This is a genomic window from Dictyobacter sp. Z7_2 (assembly GCF_057551105.1).
This window is the reverse complement of the sequence record NZ_BAAJPE010000001.1, coordinates 289,691-308,685: the sequence shown is the minus strand read 5'-3', so window position 1 is coordinate 308,685 and position 18,995 is coordinate 289,691. Positions and strand designations below refer to the sequence as shown.

The window sequence follows — 18,995 nt, the reverse complement described above, 5'->3', positions numbered from 1 at the left end:
AGTAGCAGCGACAATGACCCAGGTAGGCAGAACAAGAGGTCTCAGTCTTTCCGCCTTGAGACGCAATTATATCCAACCGCAGGCGCTCTATACCCTGTTCAGGCAGCACGATCCAATCTATTTCGATCGCAATAGCGATTGCTGGATAGTGACCAATCACGCGGCTATTCTCAAAATCTTGAGCGACGTGCGCTTCTTTTCTCAGCCGGGAACGTCCTCGTCCACTCAGCATACCGCATTTCATCTGGTTCATGGTGCGATTAGTCAGCAGTTGCTCTTCATGGACGGAGAAAAGCATCAGCGCATGCAGAATGTTATCCAGAAACATCTGGTAGAGGCTGTTAAAACGCTTGAACCCTTTATCGAGTCTCGCGTGCGCGAGCGGATGCTGCCGTTCCTCGCGGCAGGCACAATGGATCTCGTGCAGGATCTGGCCGCGCCCGTCACGCTGCTGATAATCGCTCACGTGCTGGGCCTGCCAACGCAGGATAATGATCAGCAGCTCGCGCAACTTGAGCGCTGGTCCGATACATTTGCGGATATCACCAGTGGCTACGTCCAGGGCGAGATAGAGAATATCGTTGAGCTGCAACAGTTTCTGGACACGCTGATCTCCGAGCACAAACGGGCTCCTCGCCCCGGCTTTATCCATGACTGCCTGCAACTCACCGACATTTTCGACACGGAGGCGCTTATCTCCAATCTCATGATGCTGCTTTCAGCGGGACGTATCACCACTAAAAAGCTACTGGGGAATGGGCTCCCACTCCTGTTTGAGCAGTGGGAAGATATCAGGGCTGAAACGCAAAAACAGCCTCTATTTCTCAACCTGCTGGGCGAAGAAATGTTGCGTGTGGTAACGCCTACACGCTATCTGGCACGCTGGGCCAGCGAGGATGTTGATCTCTCTGCCGAGTTTCCTGGCGCGCATCTCATTCGCCGCGAGCAAAAAGTACTCCTGTTTTTAGAGGCTGGAAATTATGATCCACAGACCTTCACGCAGCCTGAGCACTTTGAGCTGCAACGGCGTCCCAATAAACATCTCGCGTTCGGCTACGGGAAGCACCTCTGTCCGGGAGCAGCCCTGGCTCGCTTGGAGGTACGCGCTGTGCTGAAAACGCTTCTCAACATTCCTGAGTTCAAACCAAAACTTGACACGCGCGTTGCACCAACCTGGAATCCGAACCCGAATCTGGGCGGCTTCAGTTCCTGTCCAATTTGCCTGTACTAACAAGGCTGGCGGCATAAAAAAGGAGTATGAATTGTCAATACGTGCACGTTCTCTTCGCCTGCATCAGACGAAGGTGTTCATCAATCGCAACTTCGGTCTCATCTGGTTGGGACAGGTGGTCTCTCAGTTTGGTGATTACATTTTTACGACCATGCTTACTATCTGGATCGCTTCTACGCTCGGACATAACCAATCCTGGGCTCCCCTGGCCGTGGGCGGCATCGTCCTGACCTCTACAGCGCCCGCCGTGCTGGTGCGCCCCATCGCAGGCGTCTTCGTTGATCGCTGGGATAAACGGCGCACGATGCTCATCATGGATGCCATCCGAAGTGTTCTGCTCATCCTGCTTTTGCTTATTATAGAAGCGACCACGATGTTTCTCGCGCACAATCAGGCACTCGCGCTCACGATTAATCTGATCAGCGTCTATGTCGTCGTATTACTTGCCAGCATCTGCGCCCAGTTTTTTAATCCCGCGCGCTTTGCCCTGACCGGCGTTGTAGTGGAGAAGGTGGACCGTACGCGCGCTTTTAGCCGCACCGAAAGTACGCGCTATCTGGCCTTCATCGCAGGCCCGGGCATCGGTGCGTTGCTCATCGCGACAGCAGGCATCCAGGCAGCGCTGATCATTAATGCGCTCTCCTTCGTCGTCTCATTTTTTACCATCCTGGCGGTGCATCGCGATATCGATGCGCCTGCTCAACGTGCGGAGCGAAAGCAACAACAGAGCTCTCTGCGGCAGGAGTTCCGTGTGGGCATCAACTTCCTGGTACAGAATCGCGTCTTGCTCACGATCACCATCGCCTTCTTCCTGGCTATGCTCGGTAGCGGCTCGCAGGACACGCTGGTTGTCTTCTTCCTGATCCAAAACCTGCACGCCAACGCGGACCTCTATGGATTGCTCAGCTCCGTTTTCGCGGCGGGAGCGGTCTTAGGGGCTATGCTCGCCACGCCGCTGAGCAAATATATCGGCATCACCCGAACGCTCTGGGGGGCGTTGATGCTTTATGGCGTGCTTTCAGTGCTCTTCGCGCGCCTGACTCTCTTCCTACCTGCACTTGTGGTATTTTTCTTGCTCGGATTGAACACGACCATCTTCACGGTCGTCTCTTCGCCCCTGGTCTTGCAGGTCACACCGCAAACCATGATCGGGCGCGTGAACTCTGCCTTTAGCGCGCTGGTACAACTGGCGTGGATGCTCTCAACGCTTATCGCGGGCTATCTGGCGAGCAGCGTCCAGATCGCGCTCTTCGGTCGCGGCTCGAACACGATCGACGCAATCCTGACTGTGTCTGGTCTGCTGACCATCGCTGGCGGCGTTTACGCGATGATCAGGCTGGGCACCATTCCCGCTCAGGAAACAGAACAACAAACATCCCCATCCACGACTACAACAGAGAGCCGTGTGCAATTGAGCACTCCCGCAGAGGTTCCCCAGGATACGGCTGCGCACAGCGAGCTGCAAGAGGAACAGTTATGACCCACTCTTCTCTTTCTCATCTTTCACCCCAGCAGCGCTCGCTTTTGATGGAACGCCTACGACAGGCACGTACGGCCCAACCGGCTTCCGATGAGGATATCAGTATCCTCACGCGCGAAGATGGGCGAGCTTATCCACTCTCCTTCGCGCAGGAGAGGCTCTGGTTCCTGCATCAATTCGCGCCTCATGACACGGCGTATATTGTCCCGCTCACGTTCAGGATGATGGGACCTTTCCAACCTGCCGCTCTGGAACAGGGATTGAATGCGATCATTCACCGCCATGAGATTTTGCGTACGACCTTCACGATGGTGGACAATCAACCGATGCAGCGCATCGTCCCTGCCCTGGATCTAGAGATCCCTGTGAGGGATCTGCGCGCTGCCGATGTCGAGGAGCGCGACCGATTGATACGAGAGCATATCAGCGGGAACATACGCCAGCCCTTTGATCTGGAGCGTGGCCCTCTACTCAGAGCGGCCATCCTGCGTGTAGGGGATGAAGAGTGGATATTCACCCTCACGATGCATCATATCATTTGCGATGGATCATCCGGAGCTGTTTTGTTTCGCGAACTGAGGACACTCTACACGGCTTTTGCGCGTGAGACCGCCGTCGATCTTGCGCCTCTGCCTGTGCAGTATGTGGACTTCGCGCACTGGCAACGCCAGCGCCTGCAAGGCGAGCGCCTGACGACCCAGCTTGCCTACTGGCGGCAAAAGTTGAGCGGCGATATCCCTGAGTTAGAGCTTCCGACATTGCAGCCCACATCGTCTGCTCTCAGGCCCACAGGCAGGGTCCACATGACCTTCTCTGCCATACTGGCTACGCGGCTCAAAGAACTGGGTCAGCAAGAGAACACAACACTTTTTATGGTGTTGCTGGCCGCATTCCAGGTTCTTCTCGCACGCTATAGCGGGCAGACAGATATCGTTGTGGGAACGCCAATTGTCAATCGTGCACATGAGAAGCTGCAAAATCTGATTGGCCTCTTCCTCAACACGCTGGTCCTGCGCACGGATCTTGCGGGCGATCCGGACTTCTATGAGTTGCTCGGCCGCGTGCGCACCGTTTGCCTGGAGGCATATGCGCATCAGGATCTGCCATTTGAGAAGCTGGTTGAGGAGCTTCAGCCCAAACGTCGCCTGGATCAGACGCCTTTTTTCCAGTTCCTCTTCTCCTTTGAACAGGGCACGTCGCTGCCCGGCCAATTGGCGGATGCTACACTGGAGCCACTGGAATTCGCCAACGGGATGGAGAAATTTGATCTTACCTGGGCACTGGAAGAAGCCAACGGGGTTTTGAAGGCCACCATTGGATATAATACTAACACGTTCGCGGCTGCCACGATCCAGCGGATGCTCACACAGTTCCAGGCTCTATTGGAAAGCATCGCCGCTCATCCCCAAAAACGGATCTCTGAGCTCTCGCTTTTGACAGATTCAGCACGCATGCAACTGCTGGAACAATGGAGCGTGAACGCGATCATTCCTATACCCGCAACCACTATCCATGCGCTGTTCGAGGCACAGGTCAGGAGCACGCCTGATACTATTGCGGCGTTAGACAGCGACGGACATCTCACCTACATGTGCCTCAATAGGCGCGCCAATCAGCTTGCACATCTCCTGAGAACGCGTGGCGTTGGGTCCGACACGCTGGTCGGACTATGCCTGGAGCGCAACGTGGATATGCTTGTGGGTCTGCTGGGTATTTTGAAAGCGGGAGGAGCGTATGTCCCTCTCGATAGCACCTATCCCCGCGAGCGGCTGGCCTTCGTGCTGGCCGATGCGAACATAAAAATCCTCGTCACGCAACAGGATCTGCTCCCTTATCTAGAAGCTTCAGAGGCAAGTCTGCTCTGTCTGGATAGCGATGTAGCCAGCATTATGGCACAACCTACAGATGATCCGCAGGTGAGCATGAGCACGGAAAATTGCGCCTATGTCATCTATACATCAGGTTCAACCGGGCGCCCCAAAGGCGTTCAGATTCCACACAGGGCTGTTGTCAACTTCCTGCAATCTATGCGCCAGACACCGGGTATGACAACAGAGGATATTCTCCTCGCGGTCACGACGCTGGCTTTTGATATCGCGGGCCTGGAACTCTTTCTGCCACTCATCACGGGCGCACGCGTGGTTATCGTCAACCGCGACACGGCGACTAGCGGTAGCGCCCTGATCACTATGCTCCATGAAACGCAGGCTACACTAATGCAGGCCACACCTATCACCTGGCGTATCCTGCTGGAGGCCGGGTGGCAGGGTACATCGCAGATTAAAATGCTCTGCGGCGGGGAAGCTCTGCCACCGGAACTGGCGCCACGATTGCTGGACAGGGGATCTGCTCTCTACAATATGTTTGGTCCAACCGAGACTACGATCTGGTCTACGTGCAGCCAGATTACGCGGGACGAGGCCGTGATCTCTATTGGGCGTCCGATCGCCAATACCAGCGTCTACGTGCTCGATGAGCGTGGAGAGCCCGTGCCAGCGGGCGTGCCGGGCGAGCTCTATATCGGAGGGGCAGGCGTGGCTCGGGGCTATCTTCAGCGTCCGGATCTGACCGCCGAGCGTTTCGTGCCCAATCCCTTTGGCAAGACATCCGGGCAGCGCCTCTATCGCACAGGTGATCGCGTGCGCTATCTGGCCGACGGGACCCTGGAATATCTCGGGCGCAAAGACGAGCAGGTCAAGCTGCGCGGCTATCGCATAGAATTGAAGGAGATCGAGGCCGTCTTAAAACGCCACGCGAGTGTTAAAGATGCAGTAGTGGAGATAGAAGATGATGCGGATGGTGCGCAACAATTGACAGCCTATGTGATCCCCCAGATGCAGGCGGTCACATCCGCAGAGCTGTATGCGCACTTGCAGGTGTATCTACCACCGTATATGCTGCCAGCTCAATTTGTCGTGCTGGAGCGCTTTCCTGTGACGCCTAACGGCAAGCTGGATCGACGTGGCCTGCATGCACTGACGCGTCCCGCGCTAGCTGAAGAAGCCAGCTACACCGCTCCACGCACAATGCGAGAGGAGCAACTGGCTCACATCTGGTCCGAGGCGCTGGGAATTGAGCGCGTTGGGATTGATGATAACTTCTTCCTCCTCGGCGGCCATTCGCTGAAGGCGATCCAGGTCGCCGTACGCATTCACGAACTCCTGGGCATTCAGCTTCCTCTGCGTCAGCTCTTTGCCTATCCGACTATCCGACTGTTGCAGCAGCCATTAGAGCAGGCTGAGCAGGGAACTATGCAAGAGATCACACGCCTCCCAGAGCAGCAGGCATACGCACTTTCACCCGCGCAACTGCGCTTCTGGCTACTACAGCAGATCGATCCAGAAAGTTCCGCCTACGTGATCCTGCATTGTATCCCGTTCACTGGACCCATCGTCTACGAAAAGCTGGAACAAGCGCTCTTACAAATAATCGCTCGCCATGAAAGCTTACGCACCTCGTTCCGTCTGGTCGAGAAAACTCCAGTACAGATCATTGAGCCCGTTCCCGAGCATATCCTGAGCCACGTTGACTTGCGTTCATATACGCCAGAAAAACGACGCGACCAGCTTGAGAAGCTACGCCATACGGCCCTGCAATCGCGCTTTGACTTACTGCATGCGCCTCTGCTGCGTGCGGTCTTCCTGCGTACGGGAGATGAAGAAGGTGAACTCCATCTTATCCTACACCATATCATCTGCGATGGCTGGTCGCTGGAAGTGTTACAGCACGAACTGCTCATGTGTTATCAGGACTCATTGCAAGGAAAAGAGCCAGAGTTACCGGAGCTCCCATTGCAATATCGCGACTATGCAGCCTGGCAAAATAATCTGCTGACGACGCCCGGCATGCAGAAGCATCAACATTTCTGGCAGCAATATCTGCAACAACCCTTACCAGAGCTTGCCCTCTACACGGACTATGTACGGGAGGAGCCGGAGAGCCGCCTGGGCTCTGGCTATCGCTTCATTCTGACAGGCGCGGAGTACGCGCAGATCAAGCAGATGGTGGCACAGCAACAGGTATCGTTGTTCATGATCTGCACGGCGGTGTTGACGATCTGGCTGGCACGCCTGACGGGCCAGAACGATATCTTGATTGCGGCCCCATTGTCTGGACGCGGACACACTGCGACGCGCTCCCTCGTGGGCCTCTTCCTGAACACGGTCCTGTTGCGGAACCAACTTCACCCACACGATACGTTCGCGACGCTGCTCCAACGCGTGCGCGCCAGCACTCTGGAGGTAATGGAGCATCAGGTGTACCCGTTCGAGAAGCTGCTGGAACAGATCGAGGTCACACGTCAGATTGGACGATTTCCACTGACCCCTGTTCTACTGAATATGCTTAACTTTCCCAGAGAGCGGATCGCGGAGATTGAGCAGGAAGAGATCGGCCTGCACGCATTACAGCTAGAAGTGAAGAATGACTTCAACTTCCACATCAATGAATATAGCAACGGGCTGGATATCACATGCCACTATCGCCATGGCCTGTTCCGCGACGATACTATTGTCTATCTCATGGAAGCCTACCGTCAGGCGCTGATAGATGTGGCGCAGGATCAGCAGATACTCCTGCAAGAGCTTGCAATGTTCCCGGCGCCCCCCCTGCCCATTCATCGTGAGCAGGTAGAGATGGAGCGTGAGTACAAACAACTCCTCGACGGCACTATCTTTGCGCACTTCCAGCGACAGGCCATGGCGCGTCCCGACGCCTACGCCGTGGTGACTGCGCAAGACAGTGTGACGTACGCGCAACTTTTGGCTCAAGTGCAACACATCGCGCAGGCAATTCAGCAACACATCTCTCATCATCAAGCTCCGCCACGCGTGGCTCTGCTCTTTACGTCTGGCGTAGAGATGATCGCAGCCCTGCTCAGCGTCTTGCAGACAGGCGGCGCTTTTATCGCGCTGGACCCTGATTATCCACTTGCACGCCTGAGTGCCACGCTACACGATAGCCAGCCCGTGCTCATGCTCACCCATACCCTCGTTGAAGAGAAAGCACGGCAATTGTGCGCACAGGACACATTGCCCTGCCTGAATGTACAACTGCTGGCGGATACAGCCATTGCTCCGAATACTCATCAGGAGAAACCGGAAGGGCTCGCCTATATTCTGTATACATCTGGCTCTACGGGCACTCCCAAAGGCGTTTTGCAAACGCAACGTAACGTGCTGCATTTTATCGCCAGCTATGCACAGGCGTTACGCTTGCAACCCAGGGACCGGCTCACGCTCATATCTTCTTACGCCTTCGATGGCGCTATCATGGATATCTTTGGCGCGTTGCTCAACGGCTGCACGCTCTACCCACTGCGCCTGTTGGAACAGGAAACTTTCGCGGATCTCTGGACATGGCTGCAAGAGCGACAGATTACGATCTGGCACTCGATCCCGGCGGTCTATTGCACGCTCCTGCAAAGCAGCCCATCATCGCAGGCTGCGACAGCCACGGCTCTGCGCCAGATCGTGCTGGGTGGTGAAGAGGTCAGAGCACACGACATACAGGCTCATCAACAATCCAGCAACGGCCAGCTTCCCCTGATGAATCTCTACGGTCAGAGTGAGTCATCGCTTAGCACCTATGCCATGTATGATCGGCAATGGCAGAATGAGCACGTCAGCATTGGTCAACCAGTCGCCGAGACACGGGTTACGGTACAAACGGAGATGGGACGCAGCGCATACACTTATGAGGAGGGTGAGCTAATCATCAGCAGCCCCTATATCTCACCCGGCTACTGGCACGCTGGCGACCAGACCTCTTTAGTCACTGATCCACAGGGCCTCGATCGGACCTATCACAGCGGCGACCTTGTGCGCGTCCTGCCCGGAGGGCGTCTGCTATTCATAGGTCGCAAAGATTTTCAGGTCAAAATACGCGGTTATCGTATCGAAACTGCTGAGATTGAGCAAGCGCTTTTAAGCAGCTCTCTTGTGCGGGAAGCAGTTGTACAAAAAAGATTTGTTATGGGCGTGGAGCAGTTGGTCGCATACGTTGTTGCTGAAGCGGAAGGCACAAAAAATAGCGTGCAATTGCGCGCGACGCTGGTAAAGAGGCTTCCTTCTTATATGCTGCCGGGACAATTCATCTGGCTGGAGGCGCTGCCCAAGACGCCTGGTGGCAAAGTGGATCGCACGGCCTTGCCAGCACCCACACCGGAGCAACAGGATACTGGAGAACATTTTGTTCAGGCAACGACGCCGCTGGAAGAAAAACTGCTGTTGCTCTGGCAGGAGCTTCTTGGCAAACATCCAATCAGCACAAACGCGAATTTCTTCGCGCTGGGCGGACATTCGCTCTTAGTAGTTCAGCTCCAGACACGCATCAAGGAGCATATAGGCATCAATCTATCTTTGCGCAAACTTTTTGAACACGCGACGGTCGCGGCTCAGGCCGTCGCGCTTCTCGAAGCACAACTGGTCGCTCTTGAGGGTCAGGATTTTGAACGTATGTTACGTGAACTGGAACAAAATTAGCTTCGCTGTATTCGGATAATAAAGGAGACCTATGTATAGCCAGAATTCTTTATCTATGCCTGCTAATACTTATCTGACAACAGAGCCGATATATGCTTATGCTATGCAACCTGCCAGCTTCCAGCAGTTGTTTGCGGAACAGGTGATCCGTACGCCCGATGCTCTTGCCCTGGTGACCCCCGAGCTCCAGCTCACCTATCAACAACTCGATACCCGCGCCAATCAGCTCGCCCATCTCTTACGCGCTCACGGCGTCGGTCCTGAGATCGTCGTTGGCGTCCTGGCACCACGCTCCCTCTCCTTGCTGCTCTCCCTGCTTGCCATCCTCAAAGCCGGCGGCGTCTATCTTCCTCTGGATCCCGCTTATCCAGCCGCTCGCCTCTCTTTCCTGCTTGAAGATGCGCAGCCCACACTCCTGCTGGCGCATCCTGCTCTCCCTGAGCTCGATTTGCCCGCCACACATCCACCACTACTGGTGCTGAATACGCTTGAGCTCTCCTCGCAGCCCAAGGACGCGCCGGACGCGTCCTTTCTCTCGCCCGAACAGGGAGCCTATCTCATCTACACCTCGGGCTCGACGGGAACCCCCAAAGGGGTCCTGGTCTCCCAGCGGGGCATCGCCAATCTGCGGCAGGAGCAACAACGCTTGCTTGACCTCAGGCGACAGGGGCGTATCTTGCTCTGCGCTTCGCCCAGCTTTGATGCCTCGTTCTTCGAGGTCGTCATGGCCTTGCTCTCCGGTTCCACCCTGATCCTGAGCGATCCCACCCAGATGCAGGCCGGTTCCGTGCTGGCACAGGCGCTGGATGAAGAGGCCATTACCGCTGTCACGCTGACTCCGTCCGTCCTGGCCAGTGTCCCGGCGTATGCGCTCCCCCATCTGCACACCCTGGTCGTCGCCGGGGAAGCCTGTCCTCCCGCTCTCATTGAGTCCTGGGCACCGGGACGCGGCTTCTTCAACGCTTATGGTCCCACGGAAGCAACCATCTGGGTCACCGTGGCACACTGTCAGCCAGCCGATCCACGGGTGAGCATCGGTCGTCCCATCGCGAATACCAGGCTCTACCTGCTCGATGAGGAGATGCGGCCCGTTGCTCCGGGCAGTACTGGCGAGATCTATCTGGGTGGAGTGGGTCTCAGTCGGGGCTATCTGCATCAGGAAGCGCTGACCGCTGAACGTTTCGTGCCCGATCCCTTGAGCGGCGAGGTGGGCCAGCGCCTCTACAGAACCGGCGATCTGGCCCGCTATACCCTCACGGGAGAGATTGAGTATCTGGGACGTGGCGATCGTCAGGTCAAGATCCGAGGCATCCGTATTGAGTTGGGCGAGATCGAGCAGGCTCTCCTGAACCATCCCGCCGTGCAGGATGTACTGGTACTCGCCAGAGATGATGCTCAGCAAGAGAAAACGCTCGTTGCGTATATCACCACGAACGCGCGGCAGATGGATCTGTTAGAGCAGGAGTATCGCGCGACAACCTATGCACAGCAGATCTCCAAATGGCAAACGGTCTTTGATGACCTCTATGATCAGCTCCCTGCCGATGCCACCAATCCGCTCGCTACCATGACTGGCTGGCAGAGTAGCTATACGGGCCAACAAATCCCGCAGGAGGAGATGCTTGATTGGATCGATCGCACGGTTGAACGCATTCTGGCACTTCGGCCGCAGCGCATCGTAGAGATTGGCTGCGGAGCAGGACAGTTCCTCTTGCGTCTGGCACCACAATGTGAGCACTATCAGGGCCTCGACTTTTCGCGCAGTTGTATCAATAATCTACAACAACGCGTGGAGCTCAGTGGCCTCGTCGACAAGGTCACGCTGCTCCAGAGGGCTGCCGATAATCTGGACGGCGTCGCGGCCGGAGCGTTTGATACGGTGATCATTAACTCAGTGGTGCAGAATTTTCCAGATATCCACTACCTGATCCAGGTAGTAGAGCAGGCTGTAAATGTTGTCGCTCCTGGCGGGAGCATTTTTCTGGGCGACATACGCAGCTTTCCGCTACTGAACACGCTGCACACATCTATCCAGTTGCGCCGCGCTCCCGACGGGCTTTCACTGGATCAGCTTCGCAAACGCATACAGACCGCCGTTTACAATGAGGAAGAGCTTACCGTTGACCCAGCGTTTTTCTTCGCTCTGGCCAAATGCATCCCACGCATCTACGACGTACAGGTGATGATGAAGGTCGATCGCTATGAAAACGAGCTTTCCGTTTTCCGGTATGATGTTGTATTGCACCTGGATACTCCGACCAATCAGATCGACAGACCTATTCCCATTAGAGACTGGCAACAACAGCCACTCACGCAGCAGCAGTTGCATCAGATGCTGACAGAAGAAGTACCTACCGCCCTGCACCTTAAAAGCATTACGAATGCTTGCCTTGTGGAAGATCTCACTGTACAGGAGTTGCTGGCTCGCCCGGGCAAACATACAACGGTGGGTGAGTTACGCAACACTTTGCGTGCGCAGCCAGTTCCTCCAGCTCTCTATCCAGCCCAGGTGTGGCGCCTGTGCAAAGAGCTCGCCTATACAGCGCAGGTAAGCTGGTCACCAGTCTCGCCGGGCTACTTTGATGTCACCATGACCGCAAATCAGGAGACTGCACACGACGCAACGCAAGGCATACAGCAGGCAACAGGCACATCTGTGGAGAAGATTGATCGGCATGTATGGTCACGCTACGCGAATAATCCTTTGCAAAAAGATTTTATACGTACTTTTACGGGTGATATACAGGCATTCCTGAGGCAGCGCCTGCCGCAATCGATGATTCCAGCGCACGTAATACTTCTTACATCGTTGCCGCTGACGCCTAACGGCAAGCTGGATCTGGCGGCCCTGCCGTCCATAGAGAATGTGGAAGTCTTTCAGAGCGGCAAACTTGTAGATCCACAGACCCCAATAGAGAAAGAGATCGCACGTATCTGGAGCCATTTCCTGAAAATGGGCACAATCGGCATTCATGATAATTTCTTTGAAATCGGAGGCCATTCGCTCCTGGCAACGCAGATCTTAGCCCGCATGCACGATATATTCCACATCGATCTCCCCTTGCAGCGCCTTTTTGAGCTGCCAACCATCCATCAGCTTGCCAGGGAGATTGCCAAGGCTGAGACCAATGGCCTCCAGCCCGCTGGCGGCGCTATTAAGCCGCTACAACGCGGCGCGGCACAGTACGTGAAGCGTACCTCACGGCAGAGAAAACAGGTATGACAGTTATCTTGAGCAGAAAATCTTACATCATGTAGAGAAAAATAAGGACTATATAATGACACAGCATTCTTTTCAGAACGAGTCGCCGCAGGCAATGCCCAACTTTGCGTCGGAAGAAGATAGCATCGCGCTTCCCGCTTCCTTCGGCCAGCATCGACTCTGGTTCATGCAACATCTCAATATGACAGATTATTCTTATAATATCCCTAATTGTGCTTCTATCAATGGTCTTCTCAATGTAGAGATTTTACAACAGAGCATCAACGAGATCGTGCAGCGGCACGAGACTCTGCGCACCAGCTTCTCCTTTGTTGATGGACAACTGATGCAGATCATCGCACCAGCCTTGCCCATCACGCTCAACGTCATCGACCTGCGGGCCTTCGCGCAGAGCGAGAAGGCAGAGCAGATCAAGCAGGTAGAGATAGAGGCTATCCAGCGTCCGTTTGATCTCACGCAGGAGCCGCTTTTTCGCCTACGCCTGATGCGCATGGAGGAGCAAGAATATCGCCTGCTCTTTGTCGTCCACCACATCATCTTTGATGGCTGGTCTATGCACATTTTCGAAGAAGAATTGACGGCGCTTTACACATCCCTCACGCAAAACAGGCCCTCGTCACTTCAGCCATTGGTGATCCAATATGCCGATTTCGCCGTCTGGCAAAAAGATCAACTGGACAATATTGCCCTGGCACACCATCTGGCCTACTGGGAGCAGCAGCTCGCAGGTGCTCCACTGGAACTGGAGTTGCCAACCGATTATCCCTCCCCGCCGGAGCATAAAGGGATTACCAGAGGCGCGACCGAGACGGTCTACCTCCCCTTTGCACTACAGGAAGCCCTGAAAGGGCTTAGTCGCCGCGAAGGCGTCACGCTCTTTATGACGCTCTTTACAGCTTTTGAAATACTCCTTTATCAATATACACATCAGCAAGATATGCTTATCAGTACTCCAGTTACCACGCGCCCACAGACCGAAGTTGAGCAGCTCATTGGTTTCTTTATCAACACCCTGGTTCTCAGAGCAGACCTCAAAGGAGATCCCTCCTTTCGGCAACTGCTGCATCGCGTGCAGGAAACATATTTGCACGCTCATGCGCATCAGGCTCTCCCCTTCGAGAAGCTGGTTGAGCATTTGCTGCCCGAGCGAGGCTTAAGCCAGACGCCATTCACTCAGGTCGTCTTTGTGCTCCAAAATACCACAGATCTGGACACGCAGGCCGATGAGAGGCTGCTACACTTTGAGGCGCTGGATAATGGCACCGCCAAGTGTGATATCCACCTGGCAATGACGCACACACCTGCGGGTTTGCAAACAACGATTGAATATCGGACAGATCTCTTTGCTCCTGCGACCATTCAGCGCATGTTACGCCAGCTCGAAGCGATCTGCAATGATATCGTGCGTCATCCAGACCAGCACCTTTCCGCCTTCTCGCTACTCACTGCGAGCGAACGGCATCAGATACTCAACGAGTGGAGCGCAACACGGCGCGATCATCTTCAACCCACCAGCTTCCAGCAGTTGTTTGCGGAACAGGTGATCCGTACGCCCGATGCCCTTGCCCTGGTGACCCCCGAGCTCCAGCTCACCTATCAACAACTCGATACCCGCGCCAATCAGCTCGCCCATCTCTTACGCGCTCACGGCGTCGGCCCTGAGATTGTCGTTGGCGTCCTGGCACCACGCTCCCTCTCCTTGCTGCTCTCCCTGCTTGCCATCCTCAAAGCCGGCGGCGTCTATCTTCCTTTGGATCCCGCTTATCCAGCCGCTCGCCTCTCTTTCCTGCTTGAAGATGCGCAGCCCACACTCCTGCTGGCGCATCCTGCTCTCCCTGAGCTCGATTTGCCCGCCACACATCCACCACTACTGGTGCTGAACACGCTTGAGCTCTCCTCGCAGCCCAAGGACGCGCCGGACGCGTCCTTTCTCTCGCCCGAACAGGGAGCCTATCTCATCTACACCTCGGGCTCGACGGGAACCCCCAAAGGGGTCCTGGTCTCCCAGCAGGGCATCGCCAATCTGCGGCAGGAGCAACAACGCTTGCTTGACCTCGGGCGACAGGGGCGTATCTTGCTCTGCGCTTCACCCAGCTTCGATGCCTCACTCTTCGAGGTCGTCATGGCCCTGCTTTCCGGTTCCACCCTGATCCTGAGCGATCCCACCCAGATGCAGGCCGGTTCCGTGCTGGCACAGGCGCTGGATGAAGAGGCCATTACCGCTGTCACGCTGACTCCGTCCGTGCTGGCCAGCGTTCCCGTACATGCGCTCCCCCATCTGCATACTCTGGTCGTCGCTGGGGAAGCCTGTCCTCCCGCTCTCATTGAGTCCTGGGCACCGGGACGCGGCTTCTTCAACGCTTATGGTCCCACGGAAGCAACCATCTGGGTCACCGTGGCACACTGTCAGCCAGCCGATCCACGGGTGAGCATCGGTCGTCCCATCGCGAATACCAGGCTCTACCTGCTCGATGAGGAGATGCGACCCGTTGCTCCGGGCAGTACTGGCGAGATCTATCTGGGTGGAGTGGGTCTCAGTCGGGGCTATCTGCATCAGGAGGCACTGACCGCCGAACGTTTCGTGCCCGATCCTTTGAGCGGCGAGCCAGGCCAGCGCCTCTATAGAACCGGTGATCTGGCCCGCTATACCCCCACGGGGGAGATCGAATACCTGGGACGTGGCGATCGTCAGGTCAAGATCCGAGGCATCCGTATTGAGTTGGGTGAGATCGAGCAGGCTCTCCTGCACCATCCCGCCGTGCAGAGTGCGGTGCTGGTTGCCCGTGAGCAGAGCGCGCACTATAAACAGCTCGTCGCCTATCTCGTTTGCGACCATCCTACACCTGATGGCAAAGAGCTGCGCGACTTTTTGAACATCACGCTGCCCGACCATATGCTCCCATCCGCATTTGTGTTTCTCGATACGCTCCCACTCACACCTAATGGCAAGCTCAACTATCAAGTATTGCCCGCGTCCGAAGCTATAACGTCCGCGCCAGATCGCGAGGTCAGCTCGCCACAGAGCGAGCTGGAAAACATCCTGGTGGAGATATGGCAGGATGTGCTGGATATCGAGCCAGTGAGCATCAATGATGGCTTCTTCGACCTGGGCGGCGATTCTATGCTCAGTATTCGCATTCTGGCCCTGGCCGAAGAAAGAGGCATCAGTCTATCGCTAACACAGATCTTCCGGAATACGACGATCGCTCAACTCGCACAGGAGATACAGTCCAGCACGCCTCAGATGAGCCCGGCTTCCATCTCAAAGCAGGTCTTCCAGTTGCTCAGTGATGATGACTATCAAAAAATTCCTGAAGGTATGGAAGATGCCTATCCCCTGACGATGCTTCAGACTGGCATGCTCTTCCATAGCGAATACACGCCAGAGCGAGCTATCTATCATGATATCAGCTATGCACAGATCCAGGCGCCCTGCGATCTGCCGGCACTTCAGCGTGCTATAGCGCAGCTTGTCCAGCGCCATCCTGTGCTGCGCACATCCTTCGATCTGAGCACTTTCAGCGAGCCGTTGCAACTGGTACATCAACATGCCACAGTCCCTGTGCAGCTAGAGGATCTGCGCCAGTTCTCCCCACAAGAGCAGGAGCGCTCCCTGGATGACTGGACTACGGTGGAAAGAGCGCGTAGATTTGATTGGTCCCAGGCACCACTCCTACGCCTCAACATCCATCGCCTTGCCGACGACCTGTTTCGCCTGACAATTACCAAGCACCACACGATTCTTGACGGCTGGAGTCTGGCCTCGCTCTTCACGGAACTGTTGCAGGCTTACATGGCTCAACTCGCTCCAGAGGCGCCAGCGGAATTGGAATCACTCAGTTCGCGTTACGCGGATTTCGTGGCCGCCGAACGGGAGATCCTGGCCAGCGAGGAGGCGCGCTCCTATTGGGCCGAGTTGCTTGTGGATAGCAGCAGTATTCGCCTGCCACGCTGGATGCCTGAAGCGCAGGCGCCACACAGGGTCCTTGATCTCCCTGTACCGCTGACACAGGAGCTTTCCGACAGGCTCAAACAGGTTGCACAAACGCTGGATGTTCCGCTCAAAAGTGTTCTGCTCGCTGCCCACCTGCGCGTGCTAGGCTTGCTCGGCGGCCAGACTGATGTGCTGACTGGCCTTGTGGCAAATGGTCGCCTTGAAACGACCGATGGCGAACAGATTCTGGGCCTTTTCCTCAATACCCTGCCCTACCGTCACCATCTGAATGGCGGCAGTTGGGCCGCGCTGATCCGTGCGACGTTCGAATCCGAACGAGCGCTCTTGCCATTCAGACGCTATCCTCTGGCCCGCATCCAGCAAGAACAGAATAGGGGTGCACTGTTTGAAATCCTCTTCAACTTTGTGCATTTCCATGTCTATCATAATCTCCAGTCCTGGCAGAGTCTGCACTTCCTGGGCGAGAACGACATCGGAGAGAACAATTTTACCCTCTCCACCGGCTTTAGCCTCGATACCGTTACGGCGCGCCTCGGGCTGAATCTCACCTATGATGCTTCACAGATTACAGAGGCGCAGATTCACTCCATCGCTACATATTATGTGAATGCACTGACGGCGCTGGCCACCAACCCTGACGCAGACTATACGGCCTCTCCTCTTCTCTCAGAGCAGGAGATGCATCAGCTTGTAACAGACTGGAATATGACTGGTGCGGGCTTTGATCAGTCACAAACGACGTGCGATCTCTTTGCGGCCTCCGTCGCACGCACGCCCGATGTCATGGCGGCGTGCATTGACGATGCACAGATCACCTATGAGGCTCTCGATCAGCGTGCCAATCAGTGCGCTCGTCGCCTAAGGGAACTGGGCGTCAGGTCAGAAGTGACCGTTGGTCTGTGCGTTGAACCATCGCTGGAGATGCTTATCGGCCTGCTGGGCATTCTGAAAGCCGGAGGCGCTTATGTTCCGCTCGATCCTACCGCTCCACAACAACGCTTACATGCCATTGTGGATGATGCGGAGATAGTAGTGATCATCACGCTGGCCAAATTTGTGCGGCAGCTTCCCTCTACAGCAGCACTGCTTCTGTGCCTGGACGAAGATTATGAGACGCTGGCGACGCTCTCTACACAGCCGCTCGAACGCCAACAGCATGCACAAAACGCGGCGTATGTGCTCTACACATCGGGCTCAACGGGTCAGCCCAAAGGTGTTATCGTCGCGCACAGCCAGTTGCTCAATTATATCCAGGCTATGATACAGCGCTTGCAGCCCACTCCGACCGCGCGCTTCGCCTTCTTACATACGTTGAGCGTCGATTTCGGGCTCACGACACTCTTCACTGCTCTCTGTACGGGAGGCATTCTCTCGCTGCTGCCACGCACGCAGGTCACGGATGCTCAGGCTATGCTCGAGTTCGCGCAACGTAGAGGCATTGATTATCTGAAAATCACGCCCTCCCATCTCGCGGCTCTGCCAGCAGAGCATCAGGTAGCTCTGGTGCGCTCCTTGCATACGTTGATCCTGGGTGGCGAGAGTATTCAGACACAGTGGGCTCGGACGCTGCGTGACGCGGCGCCAGCATGCGCTATTCTCAACCACTATGGCCCCACTGAAACGACGGTGGGCGTGCTGACATACTGGCTGCCTGAGGAGCCCACTGTCGAGCATGCTACAAACGTGCCGCTGGGGCGTCCCCTTGCCAATATACAGATATACCTGCTTAATACGTACCTGGAGCCGGTTCCCATTGGGGTCGCTGGCGAATTGTATATCGGGGGTGCTGGTGTCACACGGGGCTATCTGCACAAGGCTGACCTGACAGCTGCAAGTTATCTTCCCGATCCCTTTAGCGCGCTTCCTGGCGCACGTCTCTACAAAACGGGTGATCTGGCGCGCTACACGCCGGATGGCCTGATCGAGTTCCTGGGACGTAAAGATGATCAGGTGAAAATACGCGGTTATCGCGTCGAGCCCGGCGAAGTTGCCAGTGCTCTGCGCAACCATCCTTCCGTGAAAGAGGCCATCGTGCTCGCACGCACAGAAAACGTACGCGAGACGTATCTCGTCGCCTATGTCGTGGCGAATGAGGCAAGCATGCCTACCAGCGCGGAGCTAACCACATACCTGCAAACACGCGTCCCAGCATACATGCTACCGGACACCTTTGTCTCTATCGCAAAGCTGCCCCTGCTCCCACATGGCAAAGTAGATCGCCGTCAGCTCGCTCAGATGGAGCTACCACGCGGCAGTCGCCGGCAGACATCATCGTACGTGGCACCACATACGCCTGTAGAGATCAAGCTGGCGGCAATCTGGGAGGAGCTATTGAAGGTGGAGCAGGTTGGCGTCAATGACAACTTCTTTATCCTGGGTGGTCATTCTCTGCTCGCCATGCAGATCATTTCACGCATACGCGCAGCCTTTCAGATCGATCTCCCCATTCGCTTCCTGTTTGAATCGCCAACCATCGCTACGCTGGCGCTCAACATCGAACAGGCGCAGGCCAGAGCCAACCACGAGGATGATGATATGCTACAGATCCTCGAGGCCATCGAAAATCTCTCGCCGGAAGAAGTCGAACAATTTATGAAAGAACACAATTTGCAGGTGTAATGTGC

Annotated in this window: 5 protein-coding genes; all 5 read left to right on the top strand. The window is 55.8% G+C overall.

The window, feature by feature from the left end; all coding sequences use genetic code 11:
* The first annotated feature begins 13 nt into the window (after positions 1–13).
* The 5 genes from AC27N8_RS01170 to AC27N8_RS01150 are packed head-to-tail and all read left to right on the top strand — an operon-like array spanning position 14 to position 18,990.
* Complete coding sequence (locus tag AC27N8_RS01170; protein WP_487063102.1) at positions 14–1,231, top strand: cytochrome P450; 1,218 nt, start codon at positions 14–16, stop codon at positions 1,229–1,231.
* A 31-nt stretch (positions 1,232–1,262) separates the two neighbouring features.
* Positions 1,263–2,711, top strand: coding sequence for an MFS transporter (locus tag AC27N8_RS01165; protein ID WP_487063100.1), 1,449 nt, complete (start codon positions 1,263–1,265; stop codon positions 2,709–2,711).
* Positions 2,708–9,193 (top strand): amino acid adenylation domain-containing protein, encoded by a 6,486-nt coding sequence (locus tag AC27N8_RS01160; protein ID WP_487063098.1) that lies wholly within the window; start codon positions 2,708–2,710, stop codon positions 9,191–9,193. The genes AC27N8_RS01165 and AC27N8_RS01160 overlap by 4 nt, the downstream gene beginning before the upstream one ends.
* Positions 9,194–9,224: 31 nt before the next feature.
* On the top strand, positions 9,225–12,416 hold the full coding sequence (locus AC27N8_RS01155) for an amino acid adenylation domain-containing protein (RefSeq protein WP_487063096.1): 3,192 nt from the start codon (positions 9,225–9,227) through the stop codon (positions 12,414–12,416).
* Between the two features lie 55 nt (positions 12,417–12,471).
* Positions 12,472–18,990 carry an amino acid adenylation domain-containing protein gene (locus AC27N8_RS01150; RefSeq protein WP_487063094.1) on the top strand — a complete coding sequence of 2,173 codons (6,519 nt, stop codon included), beginning with the start codon at positions 12,472–12,474 and terminating at the stop codon, positions 18,988–18,990.
* The last annotated feature ends 5 nt before the right edge of the window (positions 18,991–18,995 follow it).

Excerpts from the sequence above, each read along its gene's own strand:
- AC27N8_RS01160 (WP_487063098.1), top strand. The coding sequence starts at position 2,708 with ATGACCCACTCTTCTCTTTCTCATCTTTCACCCCAGCAGCGCTCGCTT.
- AC27N8_RS01150 (WP_487063094.1), top strand. The coding sequence starts at position 12,472 with ATGACACAGCATTCTTTTCAGAACGAGTCGCCGCAGGCAATGCCCAAC.
- AC27N8_RS01170 (WP_487063102.1), top strand. The coding sequence starts at position 14 with ATGACCCAGGTAGGCAGAACAAGAGGTCTCAGTCTTTCCGCCTTGAGA.
- AC27N8_RS01155 (WP_487063096.1), top strand. The coding sequence starts at position 9,225 with ATGTATAGCCAGAATTCTTTATCTATGCCTGCTAATACTTATCTGACA.